The following is a 22,112-nucleotide window of genomic DNA, read 5'->3' as shown; positions in this document are numbered from 1 at the left end:
TTGGCGTTTAAATCACATTCACCAACGGTTGTTCAACTTCAAAACTTGGCGGAGTCAGTACGGTTTTGCGTAGTTCTGTTCCTAGTTCAGGATAATCTAGTGTGTAATGTAAGCCACGAGATTCTTTACGTTGCATGGCGCAGCGCACAATCATTTCTGAAACTAAAACCAAGTTTCTGAGTTCGATCAGGTTTTTACTGACCCGATAGTCCTGATAATACTCGTTAATTTCCCGTTTCAGCATTTCAATACGATGTAAGGCACGTTCCAGACGTTTGGTCGTGCGTACAATCCCCACATAGTTCCACATGGTCGAACGCAATTCATCCCAGTTTTGCAAAATTACCACGTCTTCATCTGCATCTGTGACCTGTGATTCGTCCCAAGCGGGAACATTGGGCAATTTAAAACTTGAATCAAATTTATTCTGAATATCCTGTGCCGCACTCATGCCATAGACAAAACATTCGAGTAGTGAATTACTGGCCATACGGTTTGCGCCATGCAAACCTGTATAAGACGTTTCACCAATCGCATATAAGCCTTCGATATCCGTCTGGCTATGCTCGTCTACCACCACACCACCACAGGTATAATGTGCCGCTGGAACCACTGGAATCATATCTTTGGTGATATCAATGCCCAGTTCAAGCAAGCGAGTATAAAGTGTTGGAAAATGTTCCTGAATAAACTCGGCGGGTTTATGGGTAATATCCAGCCAAACATGACGAATCCCTAAACGTTTAATTTCATGGTCAATCGTTCGAGCTACAATATCACGAGGTGCCAATTCAGCACGCTCATCAAAACGCAGCATGAAACGCTCGCCATCAGGCAGGCGTAAATACGCGCCTTCGCCGCGCATGGCTTCAGTAATTAAAAAAGATCGTGCTTGTGGATGATACAAACAGGTTGGATGGAATTGATTAAACTCCATATTCGCCACGCGACAACCTGCACGATAAGCCATGGCAATCCCGTCACCCGTGGCAATATCTGGATTAGACGTATAAAGATAGGCTTTCATTGCACCGCCACAGGCAAGTGCGGTAAATGGCGCTAAAAAGGTGTGCACTTTTTCAGTTTTTTCGTCGAGCACATACAGTCCAATGGCACGATTACTTTGATCTTTTCGCCCTAATTTATGTAATGTAATGACATCAATGGCGATGTAATTTTCAAAAATTGTGAGATTTTTTTGTTCTTTGGCGCGTTGTACCAATGTGGTCGAAATGGCTTTGCCTGTTGCATCGGCTGCATGGATGATACGACGCTGTGAGTGACCGCCTTCACGAGTCAGATGAAGCTGATCTTCTTCATCAAGAGTAAATTCAACCCCATGATTTAAAAGAAAATAAACTGATGGACGTCCACCTTCAACCGTTTGTTTGACGGCATCAAGTTCACATAAATGTGCGCCTGCAATCATGGTGTCATCAATATGCTGTTGAATGGAATCTGTTTCATCCAGTACCGCAGCGACACCGCCTTGTGCATAAAAAGTACTGGCTTCCGTCAACGTGGATTTTGCGAGAACTGCAATGTTGTAATGACTTGGTAATGACAAAGCGAGGCTTAAACCAGCGCCGCCACTCCCCACAATGATCACATCAAAATGATGAGTTGTGTTTGAATCAGGCATGTCCATCAGCTAATTTACAAAAAGTTTGCTAATAACACGCTTTTTTTTAAGAAAAGGCAAGACTCTATATGCTTAAATCTAACTCGAAATTTCAATAAAACGTTCAAACGTTTGAAACTGAAATGATCAAAACGCAAAAAATTGAATGGAAGAATACATTTTTTCATTGCTAAAAATAATACACATATTATTACGGAAATGAAAAAAAAGTTGTGCTAAAACAATTGAGTTAAACCTAGAACCAGTGTGTGAGTTTGTGCTACATGAAAAGTCGCTATTTACAAAATGGAATGTATGCCATGGTATTTACTATGGCTGCTGTACAAGCGGATGCTGCAACCCCTGTTGATTTCTCAAGTTTGGTCGAACAAGCCAGTCCAGCAGTGGTGAGCGTGAATGTTGTGAAAAAAATGACTCAGGAAGAGTTATTACAACAACAAGTACCAGAAATTTTGCGTCGTTTTTTTGGCAATCAGGTGGTGATTCCACAACAACAAACCCCGCAGGAAAAAACTGGCTATGGCAGTGCTTTCTTTATTAGTAATGACGGTTATTTGCTGACCAATCATCACGTAGTAGAGGATGCTTCACGTATTACCATTACATTGCAGGATCGACGTGAAATTGATGCCAAAGTGATTGGTAGTGATGAACGTACCGATGTGGCGTTACTTAAAGTGGATGGAACCAGCTATCCATCTTTAAAAATTGGTAATGTTGATCAGCTTAAAGTGGGGGAGCCTGTTTTGGCAATTGGCTCGCCATTCGGTTTTGATTATTCTGCATCGGCAGGGATTGTCAGCGCAAAATCACGAAATATGATGGGTGAAACCTCAGTTCCATTTATTCAAACCGATGTCGCTTTAAATCCGGGTAACTCAGGCGGACCACTGTTTAACCAGCGTGGCGAAGTCGTTGGTGTGAACTCGCGTATTTTTAGTGGGACAGGCGGTTATATGGGCTTGTCATTTTCCATTCCGATTGATGTCGCGATGGACGTCGTGCAACAGCTTAAAACCACGGGTAAAGTCACACGTTCCTACTTAGGTGTAATGCTACAGGATATCGATCGTAACCTTGCGGATGCTTACAATTTACCGCGACCAGAGGGTTCACTCATTACTCAAGTTGCCCCAGATTCACCTGCTGCCAAAGCGGGTCTAAAATCAGGCGATATCATTATGAAATATAATGGTTCTGCAATTTCACGTACATCTGACCTTTTAAACTATTTGAATCGCACCATGCCAAAACAAACGATTCAGCTAGATGTATTGCGTGATGGAAAACCACGTACTATTTCAGCCACTTTAACCACTGCACCAGATGATACGCCAGCAACTTCAGAACGTGCCACACAACAAAATGGTCCAGTACTGGGTATGGCAATTCGCAACCTGACGCCAGCCGAACAATCACGTTTAGATGTACGTGGTGGTATTTTGGTGCAGGATGTAACACGTGGTGGGCTGGCAGCACAGTCCAATATTATTTCAGGTGATGTGATCACTCAGATCAATAACACAGCCATTCTAAATACCAATGATTTTGCTAAAACTGTCGCTGCTTTACCGAAAAACTCAGTTGCACGGGTTTCAATTATTCGTCAAGGGCAAAGTGCGATGTTGGGTTTACGAATTAAATAAATGCTCATTAGGATTAAGAAGAGTCACTTCATTTGAAGTGGCTTTTTTATTGGATATTTCAGGTAAAATACAGCGTATAAGTTGAATAGGGATGAGTCCGATGAAACGTGGAATAGCGAATTAATGAGTGCGATTTTTGATTTAAAACTCAAGGTTCAACCTGAACATATTGATCAATTAGGGCATGTCAATAACGTCAAATATGTACAGTGGATGCAGGATGTTGCAACAGCACATATAGATCGGCTGGGACTAGGCTTAAAACAGTATCTGGAAATGAATCATGCCATGGTGGCGGTGGAGCATCATATACAATATCGCAAAGCCGCTTTTGAAGGTGATGAAGTGATCCTTCGCACATGGTTGGATGCGATTGATAGCTTATATTTATCACGTCAATATGTGTTTTATCGTCCTAAAGACCAGAGCATCTTATTCGTTGCTAAAACCAAATGGGCTTGTGTGGAAATTAGTACGGGTCGACCAAAACGTATGTCGCCGACCTTTACCCAAACTTATCAGCCTTTAGCTCAAGACATCAATGCAATTGATTTCACCATCAGCTATGACTAAATCAATTGCATTGTGTTGTGTTTTTAAATCATAAAATTTATGTAGGTCGTATATTTGCTGATGATTACATGAATAGTTTTAAAAGCGGAATGATCGCACTATATTTTTAATGTGTGGTTGCTTATACTGTGCAGCAATTTAGGACAGTCCTTTTACATCTTGCATACTGTGTGAAGTATTGCGTTTAAAGATGTACTTTTTTTCAGAGTAATCTATGGCGTCGGCTAAAAAATCCGTTGATATCAAAAACATTCGTAACTTTTCGATCATTGCCCACATTGATCACGGCAAGTCAACTTTGGCTGACCGTTTTATTCAGATGTGCGGTGGTTTACAAGACCGTGAAATGCAGGCTCAGGTTTTGGATTCAATGGAGCTTGAGCGTGAACGTGGCATTACCATTAAAGCGGCATCAGTCACGCTGTATTATACTCATCCCAATGGTCAGGAATATCAACTGAATTTTATTGATACACCGGGACACGTAGATTTCTCTTATGAGGTATCGCGTTCTTTGGCGGCTTGTGAAGGGGCATTATTGGTTGTGGATGCAGCGCAGGGCGTAGAAGCGCAGTCTGTTGCCAACTGCTATACCGCAATTGAACAAGGTTTAGAAGTTCTTCCAATTTTAAATAAAATTGATTTACCGCAGGCAGAACCTGAGCGTGTGATTCATGAAATTGAAGAAATTATTGGAATTGAAGCCACAGATGCGCCAACCTGTTCTGCAAAAACAGGTTTAGGGGTTGAAGGCGTACTTGAGCGTTTGGTCGATGTGATTCCACCGCCAGAAGGTGACCGTGATGCACCGTTGCAAGCCTTAATTATCGACTCATGGTTCGATAATTATTTAGGCGTGGTGTCTTTGGTTCGGATCAAGCAAGGTCGCATTCGTAAAGGCGATAAAATGCTGGTCAAATCCACAGGTCAGGTTCACCCGGTTACCTCTGTCGGGGTATTTAACCCAAAACACACTGAAACCGATATTCTCGAAGCAGGTGAAGTGGGCTTCGTCATTGCGGGGATCAAAGATATTTTTGGTGCACCAGTGGGTGATACCATTACCTTGTCTTCAACACCTGAAGTTGCGACTTTGCCGGGTTTCAAAAAAGTTAAACCACAGGTCTATGCAGGTTTATTCCCGATTGACGCCAGTGACTTCGAACCATTCCGTGAAGCCTTACAAAAACTGCAAATTAATGACTCTGCTTTGTTTTTTGAACCTGAAAGTTCAGATGCACTCGGTTTTGGTTTCCGTTGTGGCTTCTTGGGTATGCTCCACATGGAAATCGTACAAGAGCGTTTAGAGCGTGAGTACGATCTGGATTTAATCAGTTCTGCACCTACGGTTGTCTATGAAGCCTTGACCAAAAAAGGGGATACGATCTATATCGACAGCCCTTCAAAAATGCCAGACGGGAGTTTGGTGGAAGACTTACGTGAGCCGATTGCTGAATGTCATATTCTGGTTCCACAGGAATATCTGGGCAATGTCATGACCTTGTGTATCGAGCGTCGTGGTGTGCAAAAAGACATGAAATATTTGGGTAATCAGGTGTCTTTGACCTTTGAAATTCCGATGGCTGAAGTGGTCATGGATTTCTTTGATAAATTAAAATCCTGTTCACGTGGTTTTGCATCTTTAGATTATAACTTTGTGCGTTTTGAAAGTTCATCTCTGGTTAAGGTTGACGTGTTAATTAATGGTGAAAAGGTCGATGCCTTGGCTATGATCTGTCACCGTCAGGATGCACGTCATCGTGGAATTGCGCTGGTTGAAAAAATGAAAGATCTGATTCCACGTCAAATGTTTGATGTTGCCATTCAGGCTGCGATTGGTGCACAGATTATTGCGCGTTCTACCGTAAAAGCCATGCGTAAAAACGTATTGGCAAAATGTTACGGTGGGGACGTGTCGCGTAAGAAGAAATTACTTGCGAAACAAAAAGAAGGTAAGAAACGCATGAAACAAGTGGGCAGTGTTGAAATCCCACAAGAAGCGTTCTTAGCGGTTTTAAAAGTCGATAGATAAAGGCTGGCAAGCGTATGCTTTGTCCAGCCACAAGGCGAGCAGCAGTGCTGCGAGTGAGGTTTTGTGGATTTTGATTTTAATTTGATTCTCGTTCCAGTCACACTGTTGTTTTTTATCGTGTGGCTGCTGGACAAGCTGGTTTTTAAACAGCGTGCAAGCAAAGGACGAGAGAATGAAAATTTTCTGATTACTTGGGCATATGACTTTTGGCCTGTTCTGGCTGTTGTTTTAATTTTACGTTCTTTCTTATACGAACCATTTAATATTCCATCAGATTCCATGGTACCTACACTGGAAACGGGTGATTTTATCTTGGTGAATAAATTTGACTATGGCGTACGTTTACCAATCATCAATAAGAAAATTATGGATGTCGGTGAACCTAAACGCGGTGAAGTGATTGTATTTCGTTATCCACCACAACCGACCATTAGCTACATCAAACGTGTGGTTGGTTTGCCGGGCGATCATATTGTCTATGATCATGGTAAGTTGAGTATTAATGGTCAAAAAGTTCCTAAAGTGGCGACAGAATTCCATCGTGAGAAAGACATTTTAGACACACCAACCTCAATTTATCATAAAGAGACATTGGGGGATCATACTTTTACCATGCGCGAACTTGAAGGTGTAAATGTTGCACGTCAGGCACCGTTCATCAATTATGTAGAAAATGGTAAATATTCGAATCAAGATGGTTTATATTGGGAAGTGACTGTTCCGAAAGGGCATTATTTTGCAATGGGGGATAACCGTGACCAAAGTGCGGATAGCCGTTTCTGGGGATTTGTTCCTGAGGAAAATTTAACAGGTCGCGCATTTTATATCTGGATGCACAAAGAACCTGGTTTGAAAATTCCATCGTTCAGTCGTAATGGGAAAATTGACTAAAAACACGACTAGGAATATTTAAAATGCGTAAGTCTCAGCAAGGTGCTTCGTATTTAGCGATTTTATTTGGGGTAGTTTTATTTGCATTGGCAGTCAAGGCTGCCGTTGCATTATGGCCAGCCTATTGGGATGACCGTGTGATTAATAACCAAATTGAAGAATTGGTGAAAAACAGTCCTTCAGACATCACACCAAGTAAGTTTGATACACAAATGGATCAACGTTTGCAAATGAACAATATCCGCGATTTAAATTTTAAGGATATTGTCAAAGTCACAACGAACAATGGTCTCAACGTCAGCAAGAAATATGAGATAAGAAAACCTTTCTTATTCAATATTGATTTAGTTCTAACATTCGAGAAAAATTTTGATCAAAGGTCAGTCCAAGCTAAGTGATCCTCGATTACCGAGCAGGATTGGTTATCAGTTTCAACAAGCTGAGTTGCTTCAGCTTGCTTTAACACACCGATCTGTCAGTCACAAATACAATTATGAACGTCTGGAGTTTCTGGGCGATTCATTACTTGGCATGATCATTGCCAATTATTTATATCAAGCTTATCCGCATGAAAATGAGGGTCGGCTTACCCGTATGCGTGCTACACTGGTACGTCAGGAAGCTCTAGGCAAAATTGCAAACGATTTGAAACTTAGTCGGTGTTTAATATTAAGCACGGGTGAATTAAAATCGGGTGGACATCATCGCGAATCGATTTTAGCTGACACAGTAGAAGCCATTATCGGTGCAATTTATGTCGACAGTGGTGATTTAGAGCTACTTAAAAGTATTGTTTTAAAATGGTATACGCCATATCTGGATCATATTGAGCCAAGTGATCAGCTTAAAGATCCTAAATCGCGTTTACAAGAGTATCTACAAGCACGTAAAAAACCTCTCCCTGTTTACGAGGTTGTAGATATTCAGGGTGATGCACCTCATCAGCACTTTAAAGTGCAGTGTACGGTAGATGGTCTGCCGAATATACTAGGTGAGGGGTCAAGTCGACGTTTTGCTGAACAGGCAGCGGCGGCAGAAATATTAAAGTTATTGGAGCAATAGCCTGCATGTCCATGCATTCTGATCAAGTCAATCCAGATTCAAATGAAAATCCTGAAACTTCAAACACTGAAAATCAGGGCAATCAACTGATTGATCAATTCTTTAGTGAACAAGGTGTCACTATTCCTAGTGATTTTAGAAGCGGCTTTGTTGCGATTGTTGGACGTCCAAATGTTGGTAAATCCACGCTGATGAACCATTTGTTGGGACAAAAATTGTCAATTACTTCGCGTAAGCCACAAACCACACGTCATAAAATTGTGGGGATTGATTCACGTGAAAAGTCGCAAGCGGTCTTTGTCGATACGCCGGGCATGCACAAAAAAGAAGTCCGTGCGATTAATAAAATGATGAATCGTGCGGCACATTCAGCTTTACGCGATGTGAATCTGGTTTTATTTGTGGTGGATGCACAAAAGTGGACGCAAAATGATGAACTGGTTTTGGAAAAACTGAAACATGCAGATATGCCAGTTATCCTGGTCATTAACAAATTAGACACTTTTGAAAACAAGAATGAAGCCTTACCGCTGATTCGTGAACGCGAAAAACTCATGAATTTTGCGGAAATTGTACCTGTTTCGGCATTACGTGGTGCAAATCTGGATCATTTACGCGACACCATTGAAAAATATTTGCCATTCCAACCGCCACTTTATTCAATGGATCAAATTACTGATCGTTCAGAGCGTTTTCTGGCCAGTGAGATTATACGTGAAAAAATCATGCGCCAGTTGGGTGAAGAATTGCCGTATGATTTAACGGTTCAAATTGAGTCATTCAAAACCGAAGAAGAAACCATCAATGAAAAAACAGGTCGCTTAAAGCCTGCCTGTACTTATATTGATGCCACTATTTTTGTAGAGCGTGCGGGTCAAAAAGCCATTGTGATTGGTGAAAAAGGGGCTAAACTGAAACGTATCGGCATGGAAGCGCGTACAGACATGGAAAAGATGTTTGAACAGAAAATCATGCTCACGCTTTGGGTGAAGGTGAAAGGTGGCTGGTCAGATGATGAGCGTGCACTGAAAAGTCTGGGCTATAGCGACATTTAAAATAAAAACGGATTGAGATAGACAATGACAGTCATGATACGGTGTTTGAGCATTTTAGCCTGTGTAATGATGCTACAAGGGTGTATTACTAAAATCGTGACTGTCCCAGTCAAAGTTGCCTACGGCACGACTAAAGCTGTTGTGAAAGGCACTGCGGCTGTAGTAGGTGCAGTTGTTCCTGATGGCGATGATGATAAAAAAAAGGATGACTAACTTCGTTTATGCGTAATGAAGTAATTCATGGCTATCTGGTTCATCATCGAAAATATCGGGAAAAAAGCCATATCGTGCATTTGTTTACTGAAGAATATGGTCGTATGGATGGTATTCTTAGACAAACCCCGCCCCCTCAGTACCAGCCGATTACTTTACAGGCAACCGGCAAAGGCGATTTAAAAAATTTCACGAAGCTTGAAATTTTAAATCATCCTGTTTTTTTTCATGGTGATGCATTTTTTGCAGGATTTTATCTCAATGAAATCCTGCTGCGTCTGTGCCCTTTAGAAGAGGCTATGCCGCACACTTTTAGTCAATATCAAAAAACGCTGGTGCAGTTGCAACTTTTATCGACACATACACAACCTGCATTATTTTTAAGACAAATTTTGCGTCAGTTTGAACATGCATTATTGCAAGAATTAGGCTATGCAGTTGATTTTCATGTAGATTGTAATCAACAGCCGATCAGTTCAATGATGTCTTATCAGTTTCAGGCAACGGAAGGTTTTTTGCCTGTTGCCAGTCGGAGTTCTACCACCTTATTCGGTGAATTGATTTGTTGTATGCATAATTACGTCGAAGGCGACGAATTTTCTGCCGAACAACTGCAATTATTAGGTAAACTATACCGCCAAATGCTGACCTCCTTGCTAGGAGACCGACCTTTAAAAAGTCGCCAGCTCTGGATACAAAGTACACAATCACATTCTTAATTTTTCTCTCAGGACTTATCTATGGCTGCTTTACTTGGTGTGAATATTGATCATGTTGCGACCTTAAGACAGGCGCGGGGCACGACTTATCCAGATCCAGTTCAGGCAGCGTTGGTTTGTGAACAGGCAGGTGCACAAGGTATTACCTTGCATCTGCGCGAAGATCGCCGTCATATTCAGGATGATGATGTACGTCGTATGCGTCCTTTACTCAAAACGCATATGAATCTGGAAATGGCAGTCACCGATGAAATGGTGGAGTTTGCTAAAGAAATTAAGCCACATCACGTTTGTTTTGTACCTGAACGCCGCCAGGAAGTGACCACTGAGGGTGGTCTGGATGTTGTAGGTCAATTGGAAAAAGTTAAAGCCGCGACTCAGGCTTTGGCTGAAATTGGTTGTGAAGTTTCTTTATTTATCGATGCGGATCTGGCTCAAATTGATGCTGCAATCGCTTGTGGTGCGCCTACCATTGAGATCCATACGGGTGCTTATGCCGATGCTGAAAACGATCAGCAACAACAAGCCGAACTTGCCCGCATCATTCAGGGTGTAGAATATGCAGCCAGTAAAGGTTTAATTGTGAATGCAGGGCACGGTTTAAATCTGGACAATGTCGCGCCAATTGCTGCGATTGCACAGATTCATGAGTTAAATATTGGTCATTCGATTATTGCGGATAGTATTTTTGTTGGTTTGGCTCAAGCGGTACAACAAATGAAAGCTGCAATTCAGGCAGCCCGATAAGAGTTTTTGACATGTCAAATCCCAACTATGATGAACTCATACAGCCAGTAATCGCATTTTTAGGCTGTGAAACTCCCCAAGCATGGTTAGATGAAGCGATGAATCATCTGGATTTGTTGATGCAAGACCATGCCAATTGTGAAAAAAAAGCAGCAGGCACCGCGATGAACCTGATGTTTCGCTACAGTTTTTTTACTGAGCTACAGGTCAAACTGGCGCAATTGGTGCGTGAAGAAATGTTGCATTATGAGCAAGTGCTTGAGTTGATGAAAAAACGAGAGCAGCAATGGCAAGCTGTAAGTGCAGGGCGATACGCAGGGGAGTTACGTAAAGAAATTCGAACCTATGAACCTGAAGCACTGATCGATGTCATGATTGTCGGGGCCTTTGTCGAAGCCCGTTCCTGTGAGCGTTTTCATGCACTTGCTCCGTTGGTCGATGACGAACTAGGACGTTATTATCGGTATTTATTAAAATCAGAATCCCGTCATTTTGAAGATTATCTCGCTTTGGCAATGGATGTGGCGACCACCGCGAAAATGAAAAATCCAGAAGAAGATATTCAACAGCGCATTGAGCATATTCGTGAAGTTGAAAAAAATCTAATTTTGACACCCGATGACGTTTTTCGTTTTCATAGTGGTGTGCCTGCAAAAGTTTCGGCATCTGCCTGATTTGATCAAATGCTAAAAACACAAAAGCCAGTTTAAAAACTGGCTTTTACACTTTTCTGAACAATCATTAACTGACTATTTTCTTTTGAATATCATGATGAACTAAACTTCCCCATACCAGTCCTGCAATGAAGCAGATACTAAAATAAACAGCGAATGCTGTAATTGGTAGGCTTGGTTGATTCAAAAAGAAATAGCGATAAAGTAACATTAAAATAGTGAAACCACAGCCCCAGAATATTCCACCATACATCAAAATAAATCTGAATTTGTCATTCATCATAATGGTCTTAAGCTATGCCTGCGATAAATGCCCTATATGATATATGAAAATTTTCTCAAATGGTGAAATTTATTACAAATTTATGAATAAAAGAATGTTGCCTAAAAACACAGCATCTTCACAACAAAAATTCAGTTAAACTAGCCTTTCTGATCAAAGTGAGCGTGTTATGCCAAACATACAATCTAAACTTAAGCAGGAAAAAATTTTAACTCCTGAATTAAAAAAATGGTTGTATGCATCGGGCTCTTTAACTCAACAACTGACCGACTTAGCATCGGGTCAATTTAAAGTTGTACCGACCAAAGAACATTATCAACGATTAAATTTTATAGATAGTCAGTGGATGAAAATGCCACATGCACATACTGCATGGGTACGGGAAAGTTTGCTCTATGGCTGCGAAGCAGAACCATGGGTCAAGGCAAAAAGTATTTTTCCTATCCTTAGCTTACAAAAAAAAGCTCGAATCTTTCAGCATATTGGTACAAAACCTATCGGTAAATTGTTATTTCAACGCACCAATCCTGATTGCGAACGTCGAGTCATTTATTTAGAGGATGGCTGGACACGACAAAGTTGCTATGTCTGGCATGGTTGCAAATTTATAGTACAAGAAACATTTCTCAAAACTTTTGAAAACTTTATCCAAAAGCAGAACGAGCAGGGGTAAGACATGGCAGCAGTACAATCCATCACTTGGCGACAACGTTTAGAAGCTTATTATTATTTATGTCGTTTTGATAAACCGATTGGTACTGAGCTAGTTTTTTGGCCTATGATGTGGGCACTCTGGATTGCAGCAGAAGGTATTCCACCCTTACATATCTTGTTGGCTTTTGTATTTGGTACCATTTTTATGCGCGCGGCAGGCTGTGCCATTAATGATTATGCGGATCGCAAAGTGGATGGTCATGTTGAGCGAACTAAAACTAGACCGCTCGCGACTGGTATCATTCAGCCCAAAGAAGCAATTGCGGTATTTTCAATCTTGGTGGCTGCCAGTGCCTGTATGTTGTTTTTCTTACCGATTGAGACCTTTTATTGTGCCTTTGGTGCACTAGCACTTGCCTTTATTTACCCGTTTATGAAACGTTATACCCATTTACCACAAGTAGTCTTGGGTATGGCATTTTCATGGGGGATCCCTATGGCGTTTACAGCCATGGGTAAGCCGCTAGATTGGACATGTTGGCTACTTTATTTTGGGAATTTATGTTGGACGGTTGCTTTCGATACTCAATATGCGATTACAGACCGCGAATATGATTTGAAGATAGGGGTGAAATCGACCGCGATATTGTTTGGAAAATACGATATCGAAATTATTTCATTGCTTCAATTGATGAGTATTATTCTGATTGGAGGCTCCTTATATTTAGCTGATATTTTGTATCCATGGGGGCTGATCGCTTTGCTAATTGTTGCTGCCGATTATTTTTATCAATGGTCAAAAACTCGAACACGAGAGCCTCAAATGTGCTTTTGGGCATTTCGTCATAACCGTTGGGTAGGTGTGATTATTTTTCTCGGTATTTTTCTTGCTTATTGGATTTAAAAGTTGATCATAAAAAAAGCTCACCGAGGTGAGCTAAAGGGCTAAACTGATATAACGTTAAGAAATACAATATATTTCTTGTGTGTATCTATAATACTGTGAATTTTTAAAATTGGGTCTAAATCTTTAGTCGTATTTCTGCTTAAATAATAGACTAGCTAGTCATCAAAGATGGGTTGTTTATTTTAAAATTCCACTAAAATTTGACTGTATGGTAAAAATAATAAGCTATGATTGAGTTAAAATTTAATTATTTTGAAGATCATGTAAAGCATAGTTGATCTGCTGTAAGGTATGATTCAATTGCTGAGGTGGAATCCGGCTTTCCTGCAAATGTGTAATCCATTGCATTTGACAAACTTTTAACTGTTTAAAATGATTAGCCGCTTTAATTTGTTCAACCAATTGTTGCGCCAGTAAACCACAGTATTGAGATAAGGTGTTAGTCATTAACAGTTTGATCTCTTCAATAGTCAATAGGTTGAAATTGGCTATATTTTCGCCATTAGCACTCTGTTCAAATGAAATGAAGTGAGTTTGTGACGTAGAAGGACGCTGAACGGAATGACTCATACGTTTATTTGAAATTTTTAACGGTATTTTTTGAGTATCGTCTGGGGTAAATTTATTTCCTTGATGATGACTCAGCTCAGAATCAAGTGGAATTGTCTGAGATTGGTGCTTAATAGAACAATGAATTAGCTCCATTTCTTCAAGTTGTAGAACTAAATCCGGTGGGGCAATTTTATGTTTAAGTTCGTCACTGAGTCGATGAAAATCATCTGTGCCAATTAATAATAATAGGCGACGTTGCCTGACATTAAGCATGGGATGACGATGGTTAAGTGCATGATGTCCTTTAGCTGTTTTATCATAGTGAGACATGCCCCATTTATCCTGCTCTTATAAATTGGCAATTAACATAAAACGAGAAAATTACACTAATATGAAAATAGTCGAATAATCATAAGCTTATTTTTTAAATCACAGTGTTTTCCAATGCTTTCTTTAAATAAGGATCCAGCTCATCCTGACGTAATAACCAGTTGACATAGTCATTTGGCAAGTCCTGAATCAGCGTACCTTTATGTTTACCAAAATTGATTTTGCTTGGAATTCGCGCTTGTTCAGAGGCTTGATACAGAGCTTCAATATTCTCAATATTTAAATGATGAACAATATGCATCAAAATATTGGCCGTCAGAATAATATCTGCATCCGCGCGGTGTGCGCCTTTTAATAATTCTCTGGCTTTTTCGCTTCCTTTGGAAATTAAATAAATTAAGGCTGAAATATTATGTGCATCTGCCTGTGGCCAAACTTTGCGCGCAAGTGCCAAAGTACAAATAGGCTTAATCTGTTGCGTGTCGACACCACATTTTGCAATGGCATTTATGTCATAGTCTACATTATGCCCAATAATATATTGTGTTTCGGAAGGTAGTTCAAAAGAAGTAAACAGGGGTTGCCCTTCAAGATCCGATTCTAAAATATGATGCACCGCCATGGCTGCGTATGAGATTGGTTGGTTGACTTGATATAACTGATCAAATAATTGACTTTTATCCAGACTAATTTTGCCGTCATGAATGATAATAGGGGCATAGGCAATTTCTATCGGTAACCCATTGAGCGTATGGGTTTCAGTATCCAGAATAATAGCAGTCATTGAATAAATGATCTCAATCATACAACGTGATGCAAATGTAACATTGCTGACGATCTGAGAAAAGCATCAGATTAATGCCTAAGCTTATGTATCACTTTGTATCTCAAACTTGTTTCAATCATTTAAAAAGCATAATTTATAATTTGCATCAAAATGCAACACAACAAGAACGTTGAATACATTTAAGGATAATAAAGTGAACAAGACATTACTCACGGTTTGTACAATTTCTTCGGCAATATTTTTATCAGCATGTAATGATGACAACGATTGGGATGATTTTTTTAAACCGCCTTCAGATATTCCCGAAAACAATATATCAAATCCGCTTATTCGAATGGATGCTTATAGCGCAACTGATATGAGTGCTGTTGCAAGTGAAAGCCTAGTCATGACTTATAAGATGTTGGGTGTGAATAATAAGGAAGTTCAAGCAACTTCATTGGTTTTTACGCCTAAAGGTGCTGCACCTGTAGGTGGATGGCCAGTCGTGGTGTGGGCGCATGGAACAACAGGTGTTGCAGACCAATGTGCGCCAACCAGACTGCCAATGAATGAATTCGTCAAAAATATGATTACTCAATTTTTAGAGAAAGGTTATGTGGTGGTCGCACCTGATTATGAAGGACTAGGTGAACCAAGTGGTCAAGAATTGCATCCATTTTTAAATGTAAAAAGTGAGGCTTTTTCCATTACCGATGCCGTTGTTGCTGCACGAAATTATTTGGGGAGCAAAGTCAATAAAAAATGGGTGACTGTTGGGCATTCACAGGGTGGGCAAGCAGCTTTGGGGGCAGCACAATATGCATCACGTGCCAAACTCGACTATAAAGGAACCGTTGCGGTGGCACCGGCATCGCATTTGGATTCGATTTTAACATTAGGTGAACAGTCAGTTGCCAATCAACCTGCAAATGTTCAAATTCCAGTTTATGCAGGTTTGGATATGTTTACCGCCTTAATTAGTGCAGGCTTGCGTAATCCAAATCCAGATTTAAAATACACCCAAATTTTTAAAGAACCTTCAGCAAGTATTGCTGCTACGGCAGAAACGGCGTGTGCTGATGCGGTGGCTTATAATTTTGCTGGTGGAATGACTCGATATGCAACGACCAATAATAACAGTTTAACTGGTTACGGACGGACTCAGGATAATTTCCTGGATATTCCTGTGGTCAAGAACTTTATCAGTAAGGATGCTCAACCGTTAACGGTTAAAGTATCCACTCCAATTACGATATATCAGGGAAGCAATGATACGACCGTACCACGCTTGGCAACCAATGCTTTGGTAAATTCCGCTAAAGATAAAGGTACATCCATTCAATATATTACCGACGATACTAATTCAGTGAAATGGGATCATGGCACTGCGTATGCATTGAATATTTCAAATATTGTAGTCGATGTCGATAATATGCTGGCTAAATAATCTACACTTTTATTTGGAATGGCTTAGGTAGATAACCTGAGCCATTTTTATTTCAAACTGAGTAAAGTTCATTCTGCTTAATGTCAAACTTCATGCTACAATAGCGCCCAATCTTAGCACGGCTTAAAAGCCCTACTACATAGGACCCTCGCTAATGTTTGCCAACATTTCTCTTTCTGAATTTGATCCAGAATTAGCCAAAGCAATTGACGCTGAAGACGCGCGCCAAGAAGCACATATTGAGCTGATTGCATCTGAAAACTATTGCTCTCCTGCGGTGATGGAAGCGCAAGGATCAAAACTGACTAACAAATATGCGGAAGGTTATCCTGGTAAACGCTATTATGGCGGTTGCGAATATGTAGATGTGATTGAACAACTGGCGATTGACCGTGCTAAAGAACTTTTCGGTGCTGATTATGCCAATGTTCAGCCGCATGCGGGTTCACAAGCTAACTCTGCTGTCTATTTGGCGTTGCTTAATGCTGGTGATACCGTATTAGGTATGAGCCTTGCACATGGTGGTCACTTGACGCATGGTGCAAAAGTGAACTTCTCTGGTAAAACTTACAATGCCATTCAGTACGGTTTAAATCCTGAAACTGGCGAAATTGATTATGAAGAAGTTGAACGTTTAGCTTTAGAACATAAACCACGTATGATCGTGGCAGGTTTCTCAGCATACAGTCGTGTGGTAGATTGGCAGCGTTTCCGTGATATCGCGGATAAAGTTGGTGCTTATTTGTTTGTTGATATGGCGCATGTTGCTGGTTTGGTTGCAGCAGGTGTTTATCCAAGTCCAGTTCAAATTGCGGATGTGACGACAACTACGACGCATAAAACACTTCGTGGCCCACGTTCTGGTTTGATTCTTGCCAAAGCCAATGAAGAAATTGAGAAAAAACTTCAATCTGCTGTGTTCCCGGGTAATCAGGGTGGGCCATTGGTTCATGCAATTGCAGCGAAAGCGGTTTGCTTTAAAGAAGCGATGGCACCTGAATATAAAGCATATCAACAACAAGTGGTAAAAAATGCTCAAGCGATGGCGGAAGTATTAATTTCACGTGGTTATGATATCGTTTCTGGTGGTACAGATAACCATTTATTCCTATTGTCTTTAATTAAACAAGACATCACAGGTAAAGATGCGGATGCATGGTTAGGCAATGCCAACATTACGGTCAATAAAAATGCAGTTCCGAATGATCCACGTTCTCCATTTGTAACTTCTGGTATTCGTATTGGTACACCAGCAGTCACCACTCGTGGTTTCGGTGAAGCTGAAGTCCGTGATTTGGCTGGCTGGATTGCAGATGTACTTGATAGCAAAGGCGATGAGAAAGTTATTGCTGATGTTAAAGCCAAAGTAGAAGCTGTGTGTGCAAAATTCCCTGTATATGCGAACTAAGCACATTGCTTGAGAAGAAGCTCCCTCAAGGGAGCTTTTTTTTATATGTGAATATTTTAAGGATCAGAACTAAAATCTGATAGAACAATAAGATTATATTTAAGTTATTTATTTTTAGGGTCTTAGGAAGCAAACATATTTCAATTTTATGGTAACTTCCTAATATGAATATAAAAAATAGGTACTATTGTCGTTCTAAAATCACAGAGGCTAAATTCAGACAACTCATTCGTTGTTTTGCCCTAGATTTAACTGCTTCTAACACAGCAGAATTGATTGGTATTTCAGTCCGTTCTACTAATTCTATTTTTCTTAAAATCCGCCATCGAATCGCTGAGCATTGTGAACTCATTTCACCTTTGCAAGGTGATGTAGAAGTTGATGAATCTTATTTTGGTGCTCATCGTGTAAGAGGTAAACGAGGACGAGGAGCCTATGGCAAAACCATCGTATTTGGCTTATTAAAACGCAACGGTAAAGTATATACAGAAATTGTCCCAGATTGCTCCAGAACTACACTACAAGCTATTATTCGTGGGCATGTCGATTTAGGAACAATCATTCATTCTGATGGTTGGCGTGGTTACGATGGCTTAGTCGATATTGGTTATGATAAGCACTTTCGAGTCAATCATGGAGTGAATGAATTTGCTAATGGAGATCGACATATTAACGGCATTGAATCCTTCTGGAGCTATGCCAAAAGGCGATTAGCAAAATTCAATGGAGTAGCCAAACATACGTTCTATTTGCATTTGAAAGAAACCGAGTATCGTTTCAATCGCCGGCACGAGAATGTGTACCTTGAACTACTCAAATTATTACGAAATAATCCTCTTTAGATTCCTAAGACCCTATTTTTAAAATTGATAAATTCAAGGAATTTATAAATGAAACAACCTAATATTATTATTTCCTCACAGGATTTACATCGTTTGGAAACGATGCTTGAACATCAGCCAACTACGACAGTTACTATGCAGCATTTGGAAAATGAACTGGCAAGAGCAGAAGTCGTTGATCCCGATCAAGTACCAGCTAACGTGGTCAGTATGAATTCTCGAGTCAGTATGACCATTGCACCTTCAACGGAGTCTATCGAAATTGTTTTGGTCTATCCGCATGATTTTACAGGTGATAAAACTCAGGTCAATATTTTAGCACCTGTTGGTGCTGCGATTTTGGGACTTGCAGAAGGGCAAAGCATTGAATGGCCCCAGCCAGATGGCCAATTCATGCAAATTAAAATTGAAAAGGTCATTTATCAGCCTGAGCGAGAAGGCAAATATTTGTAATACATAGTGCTTTGATGGTTGTATGGAAAATTTAAGATTTAACATAAAATCATCAAGTTGAAATAAAAATAGACTTTGCACCTCCTTGTTTTTTACCTATGATAAATTGACGAAAAACATGGCTTGATTATGACCCAATTTAATTCATTGATTCCGCTGGATCAGATTGAGGTTGATCCAAAAGCAATATTGGCGGTTAAACGCAATGATCTGGTACCTCTACTGGATAACCAATATCAACTGAATCATTATGCCGATCAACTGATTCAAGCGCAGTCCGTATTACTTAATGGTGTTGACCCCAAATTGAATCAAGAATTGAGTCAGATCATTTCTCAATTAATTAATAAGTTAGCGCAATCTAATAAAGTGCTTAAAAAACGTAAGTTTAATGGACTGCAAAAATGGTTAGGTATTGATATTGAACATGATCATGGTCAGTTGAATTACTTAAATGAATTGGAAGGTCTGATTGATCAAGCCAGTTTTTTGAGTCAACGTTTGCAGATCGAAATTCAAAAATCACAGGCACGCGTGCAGCAGGTATTAGGTTTACGAGAGCAAATGGCAAAATACATTGTGGCCGCTCAAGAGTTTTTACATGAATATCCTGCGTTTATGAAACAGCAGCACCCACTGGATAATTTTGCTGAAAGATTATCCAAAAAAATAAATACCTTGCAGACTTTACAGGCAAGTAATGATATTGCCATTACCCAGATGCAACTGGCTGAGCAACTTTCCTTTACACTATTGGATCGTTTTAAAGAAGCTCAACAGGTTTTAATTCCTGCTTGGCAATATCATTTGCAGCAAAGCATGCAAACACATTCAGTTGTAGAGTTGCAAAAGCTGGATCGTAGTCGTGAAATATTGATGAATACTTTAAGAAAATCATTAGAGAAAAATAGGAATTAAGCCATGACAGATGCTAAATCAGACCATCAAAATATATGGGTTGAACAGTCCACCGAGCTTCAGCAACAGAAGTTTGAACGGCTTAATTTAAAAGAGCTCGGTTTGCAACCTGAAGACTTTGCTCAGGTGATGGATGCACATCAGGCTTTGGCGGACATGACGCATAGTCGCGTTTCAGAGTATGGAAAAGATATTGCAAGCAAAACTTCAACCTATACCGACGAGTTACTGAATCTGGTTCAAAATAAAGACCTCGATGCGACTGGGCAAAAGTTAAATGAAGTGGTTCAGGTTGCTCAGCAACTCAATACATCCAGTATATTAAATAAACCGAAAGGCTCATCGATTCCAATTTTGGGCGGCTTGCTCAACAAAATTAAAGGTGCCAAACAAAGTTTTGATCAACATTTCAATACCACCAAAGAGCAGATTGATGCTTTGGTTAAGGAAATTGAACAGTCGCAGAATGGACTCAAAACACGTGTCAACACCTTGGACAAAATGTTTGGTGCGGTTCAAGATGAATATAAACAACTGGGTGTTCATGTTGCTGCGGGTAAAATTAAACAACAGGAGCTTCAACAGCAGATTGCCGATTTGAGTCAGCAAGAACAGGATCAACATAGCACACAGCAGATTTATGATTTAAACCATCTGGCGAATAATTTAGAAAAACGGGTCAGTGATTTACAGGTTCTTCAGCAGTCTGCCATGCAAACTTTGCCCATGATTCGTATTATTCAGTCCAATAATCTAATGTTAGTAGATAAATTCTACGCGATTAAAAACATCACTTTACCTGCATGGAAAAACCAAATTAGTTTAGCAATTTCATTGCAGGAACAGAAAAATAGCGTGCAATTGGCCAAGAATATTGATGATGCCACCAATGAGTTATTGCGACGCAACGCAGATTTATTGCATCAAAATTCAGTCGATACAGCTAGAGCAAATCAACGCGCTGTGATTGATATTGAAACCCTTGAACATGTACAAAATACCCTCATTAAAACAGTAAATGATGTGATTCAGGTTCAAAAAGAAGGCATGCAAAAGCGTGATGAAGCGGCAACCAGATTGCGTTCACTTCAAGAAAATCTAAATCAATTGGTGATTGAGTCGAGTCAGAATACTGTTTCAAAGCAGTAAAAAATATCAACAGTCATATGTGAAACAGCGATAGGAGAGTAGGTTGCCACCCATCGAAAATGCTCCGATGAATGTTCAATCGATACAGTTTCGGTTGACCCAACTCAAAAAGCGTCAACATCGCGTGATGCTACTGACGCTGACAGCAACTGGAATTTTTATTGTTGCGTTGCTTGCTTCGTTTACTCAACAGACATTGGTGTTTAGTTTTTTTGATCTAAGTCAACAAGTTGAGCAACTTCACATTCCTGTGGCAATTGGCGACCAACTGTTGACTCATCAGCAACCTGATTATTTTAGCAGTCTGTTGTCTTGGTTTGGCTGGTTGATCTTAAAGCTTTTTGCTGCATTCTTTGGTGCTTTTGTTTTTGTCCGAATTTTAAAAAAATTTAGATTTTTTCAGTTACGTTTAGGTTCATTGATTTTACGCTTTGTGGCGTGGTTAATTGGATTTATTCTGATTTGGTCAGGTTTAACTTATTTACAATACGACCGCAGCAGTGATGAAGCCAAAGCTTACACAGAATTAGTGGCTTATGATCACAACATTCAAAATAGCCCAATTTTTCATGAGTTGAAAAATATTAATCCGCCAGATGCAGTGAAAAATTATCTTCTGGCGCAAACGGCGCTATTACATCGACCTGTAGATAAAGACACTGCATTGCCGTATTTAACTCACGTAATTCGTGCGGAAAGACAAGATCCACATTTTATGGAATACGGTTTTAAGCCTGAACAGCTTTGGAGTATGCAACAGCAAATTTATGGGAAAGCGGTTACTCCATTGGCACAAAATGTTCAAAAGCAGGCTGATCAAGCTCACCAACTCTCTGAAATAGTCAAATTATTGTGTTGGGGAGTCAGTTTATTGGCTTTACTGATTGCATTGATGAGCTACGTCTTGGCTCAGAATATTAAACATCGAGCCATGAGAATTGGACAGAAAATCTAAGAATAAATTTTTTTGTTCGGTAAAACCGATTAAATTCATAAAAACATACTGTTTTACCTATTTTAAGTTTTATCGTAATATTCTCAACAAGTTAAAAATTTACTCCTTTGGAGATTTAAAATGTTAGACCAAAACATCAAAACTCAGTTAAAAGCCTACTTGGAACGTTTAGAAAGTCCAATCGAATTGGT

At 40.0% G+C, this 22,112-nt stretch carries 24 protein-coding genes; 20 read left to right on the top strand and 4 right to left on the bottom strand.

Annotated elements, in window-relative coordinates:
- Positions 1 to 7: 7 nt before the first annotated feature.
- Positions 8 to 1,648, bottom strand: coding sequence for an L-aspartate oxidase (gene nadB, locus E0D95_RS05970; protein WP_130803033.1), 1,641 nt, complete (start codon positions 1,646 to 1,648; stop codon positions 8 to 10).
- 257 nt (positions 1,649 to 1,905) lie between these two features.
- Here nadB and E0D95_RS05965 point away from each other — a divergent pair, with 257 nt between their 5' ends.
- The 11 genes from E0D95_RS05965 to E0D95_RS05915 all read left to right on the top strand — a co-directional run bounded on the left by E0D95_RS05965 (position 1,906) and on the right by E0D95_RS05915 (position 11,254).
- Positions 1,906 to 3,288, top strand: coding sequence for a Do family serine endopeptidase (locus tag E0D95_RS05965; protein WP_130803032.1), 1,383 nt, complete (start codon positions 1,906 to 1,908; stop codon positions 3,286 to 3,288).
- Positions 3,289 to 3,411: 123 nt separating this feature from the next.
- Positions 3,412 to 3,861: a thioesterase family protein gene (locus tag E0D95_RS05960; protein ID WP_130803031.1), complete on the top strand. Its 450-nt coding sequence runs from the start codon at positions 3,412 to 3,414 to the stop codon at positions 3,859 to 3,861.
- A 214-nt stretch (positions 3,862 to 4,075) separates the two neighbouring features.
- Positions 4,076 to 5,893 (top strand): translation elongation factor 4, encoded by a 1,818-nt coding sequence (gene lepA, locus E0D95_RS05955; protein ID WP_130803030.1) that lies wholly within the window; start codon positions 4,076 to 4,078, stop codon positions 5,891 to 5,893.
- A 63-nt stretch (positions 5,894 to 5,956) separates the two neighbouring features.
- A complete protein-coding gene (gene lepB, locus E0D95_RS05950) occupies positions 5,957 to 6,784 on the top strand; it encodes a signal peptidase I (protein ID WP_130803029.1) in 828 nt (275 codons plus the stop codon).
- 23 nt (positions 6,785 to 6,807) lie between these two features.
- Positions 6,808 to 7,182 carry a DUF4845 domain-containing protein gene (locus tag E0D95_RS05945; protein WP_130803028.1) on the top strand — a complete coding sequence of 125 codons (375 nt, stop codon included), beginning with the start codon at positions 6,808 to 6,810 and terminating at the stop codon, positions 7,180 to 7,182.
- Positions 7,154 to 7,846, top strand: a complete 693-nt coding sequence (gene rnc, locus E0D95_RS05940) for a ribonuclease III (RefSeq protein WP_130803027.1) — start codon at positions 7,154 to 7,156, stop codon at positions 7,844 to 7,846. Before E0D95_RS05945 ends, rnc begins: the two co-directional genes overlap by 29 nt.
- Positions 7,847 to 7,857: 11 nt before the next feature.
- Complete coding sequence (era, locus tag E0D95_RS05935) at positions 7,858 to 8,901, top strand: GTPase Era (protein WP_165443256.1); 1,044 nt, start codon at positions 7,858 to 7,860, stop codon at positions 8,899 to 8,901.
- Positions 8,902 to 8,925: 24 nt separating this feature from the next.
- Entirely contained in the window at positions 8,926 to 9,114 is a 189-nt protein-coding gene (locus tag E0D95_RS05930; protein ID WP_130803025.1) for an NF038104 family lipoprotein, read from the top strand.
- An 8-nt stretch (positions 9,115 to 9,122) separates the two neighbouring features.
- The gene (gene recO, locus E0D95_RS05925) at positions 9,123 to 9,833 is read left to right on the top strand and encodes a DNA repair protein RecO (protein ID WP_130803024.1); all 711 of its coding nucleotides are present in this window, start codon (positions 9,123 to 9,125) and stop codon (positions 9,831 to 9,833) included.
- Positions 9,834 to 9,854: 21 nt separating this feature from the next.
- Positions 9,855 to 10,580, top strand: a complete 726-nt coding sequence (gene pdxJ, locus E0D95_RS05920; RefSeq protein ID WP_130803023.1) for a pyridoxine 5'-phosphate synthase — start codon at positions 9,855 to 9,857, stop codon at positions 10,578 to 10,580.
- Between the two features lie 11 nt (positions 10,581 to 10,591).
- Positions 10,592 to 11,254 (top strand): MiaE family protein, encoded by a 663-nt coding sequence (locus E0D95_RS05915; protein ID WP_130803022.1) that lies wholly within the window; start codon positions 10,592 to 10,594, stop codon positions 11,252 to 11,254.
- 67 nt (positions 11,255 to 11,321) lie between these two features.
- Here the strand turns inward: E0D95_RS05915 and E0D95_RS05910 are convergent, their stop codons facing one another.
- Positions 11,322 to 11,534, bottom strand: a complete 213-nt coding sequence (locus E0D95_RS05910; protein ID WP_228258834.1) for a hypothetical protein — start codon at positions 11,532 to 11,534, stop codon at positions 11,322 to 11,324.
- 172 nt (positions 11,535 to 11,706) lie between these two features.
- Here E0D95_RS05910 and E0D95_RS05905 point away from each other — a divergent pair, with 172 nt between their 5' ends.
- Together E0D95_RS05905 and ubiA are read left to right on the top strand one after the other, a co-directional pair.
- Complete coding sequence (locus E0D95_RS05905; protein WP_130803020.1) at positions 11,707 to 12,210, top strand: chorismate--pyruvate lyase family protein; 504 nt, start codon at positions 11,707 to 11,709, stop codon at positions 12,208 to 12,210.
- A gap of 3 nt (positions 12,211 to 12,213) precedes the next feature.
- Positions 12,214 to 13,095 carry a 4-hydroxybenzoate octaprenyltransferase gene (gene ubiA / locus E0D95_RS05900; protein WP_130803019.1) on the top strand — a complete coding sequence of 294 codons (882 nt, stop codon included), beginning with the start codon at positions 12,214 to 12,216 and terminating at the stop codon, positions 13,093 to 13,095.
- A gap of 246 nt (positions 13,096 to 13,341) precedes the next feature.
- Here the strand turns inward: ubiA and E0D95_RS05895 are convergent, their stop codons facing one another.
- Together E0D95_RS05895 and E0D95_RS05890 are read right to left on the bottom strand one after the other, a co-directional pair.
- The gene (locus E0D95_RS05895) at positions 13,342 to 13,980 is read right to left on the bottom strand and encodes a hypothetical protein (protein ID WP_130803018.1); all 639 of its coding nucleotides are present in this window, start codon (positions 13,978 to 13,980) and stop codon (positions 13,342 to 13,344) included.
- A 94-nt stretch (positions 13,981 to 14,074) separates the two neighbouring features.
- Complete coding sequence (locus tag E0D95_RS05890; RefSeq protein ID WP_130804844.1) at positions 14,075 to 14,764, bottom strand: putative quorum-sensing-regulated virulence factor; 690 nt, start codon at positions 14,762 to 14,764, stop codon at positions 14,075 to 14,077.
- A gap of 196 nt (positions 14,765 to 14,960) precedes the next feature.
- Here E0D95_RS05890 and E0D95_RS05885 point away from each other — a divergent pair, with 196 nt between their 5' ends.
- The 7 genes from E0D95_RS05885 to E0D95_RS05855 all read left to right on the top strand — a co-directional run bounded on the left by E0D95_RS05885 (position 14,961) and on the right by E0D95_RS05855 (position 21,921).
- Entirely contained in the window at positions 14,961 to 16,196 is a 1,236-nt protein-coding gene (locus E0D95_RS05885) for an alpha/beta hydrolase (protein WP_130803017.1), read from the top strand.
- 154 nt (positions 16,197 to 16,350) lie between these two features.
- Entirely contained in the window at positions 16,351 to 17,604 is a 1,254-nt protein-coding gene (glyA, locus tag E0D95_RS05880) for a serine hydroxymethyltransferase (RefSeq protein ID WP_130803016.1), read from the top strand.
- A gap of 164 nt (positions 17,605 to 17,768) precedes the next feature.
- The gene (locus tag E0D95_RS05875) at positions 17,769 to 18,446 is read left to right on the top strand and encodes an IS1595 family transposase (protein WP_130803015.1); all 678 of its coding nucleotides are present in this window, start codon (positions 17,769 to 17,771) and stop codon (positions 18,444 to 18,446) included.
- A gap of 48 nt (positions 18,447 to 18,494) precedes the next feature.
- Positions 18,495 to 18,899, top strand: coding sequence for a nucleoside diphosphate kinase regulator (gene rnk / locus E0D95_RS05870; protein WP_130803014.1), 405 nt, complete (start codon positions 18,495 to 18,497; stop codon positions 18,897 to 18,899).
- 129 nt (positions 18,900 to 19,028) lie between these two features.
- Complete coding sequence (locus E0D95_RS05865) at positions 19,029 to 19,817, top strand: tellurium resistance protein (RefSeq protein WP_130803013.1); 789 nt, start codon at positions 19,029 to 19,031, stop codon at positions 19,815 to 19,817.
- Positions 19,818 to 19,820: 3 nt separating this feature from the next.
- Positions 19,821 to 20,966 (top strand): toxic anion resistance protein, encoded by a 1,146-nt coding sequence (locus tag E0D95_RS05860; RefSeq protein WP_130803012.1) that lies wholly within the window; start codon positions 19,821 to 19,823, stop codon positions 20,964 to 20,966.
- A gap of 43 nt (positions 20,967 to 21,009) precedes the next feature.
- The gene (locus E0D95_RS05855; protein ID WP_130803011.1) at positions 21,010 to 21,921 is read left to right on the top strand and encodes a hypothetical protein; all 912 of its coding nucleotides are present in this window, start codon (positions 21,010 to 21,012) and stop codon (positions 21,919 to 21,921) included.
- Positions 21,922 to 22,112 lie beyond the last annotated feature (191 nt).

Origin of the sequence: Acinetobacter ihumii, assembly GCF_900625095.1 — a bacterium.
GTDB lineage: Bacteria > Pseudomonadota > Gammaproteobacteria > Pseudomonadales > Moraxellaceae > Acinetobacter > Acinetobacter ihumii.
The sequence above is the reverse complement of the archived record's forward strand: the minus strand, read 5'-3'. Positions and strand labels throughout refer to the sequence as shown.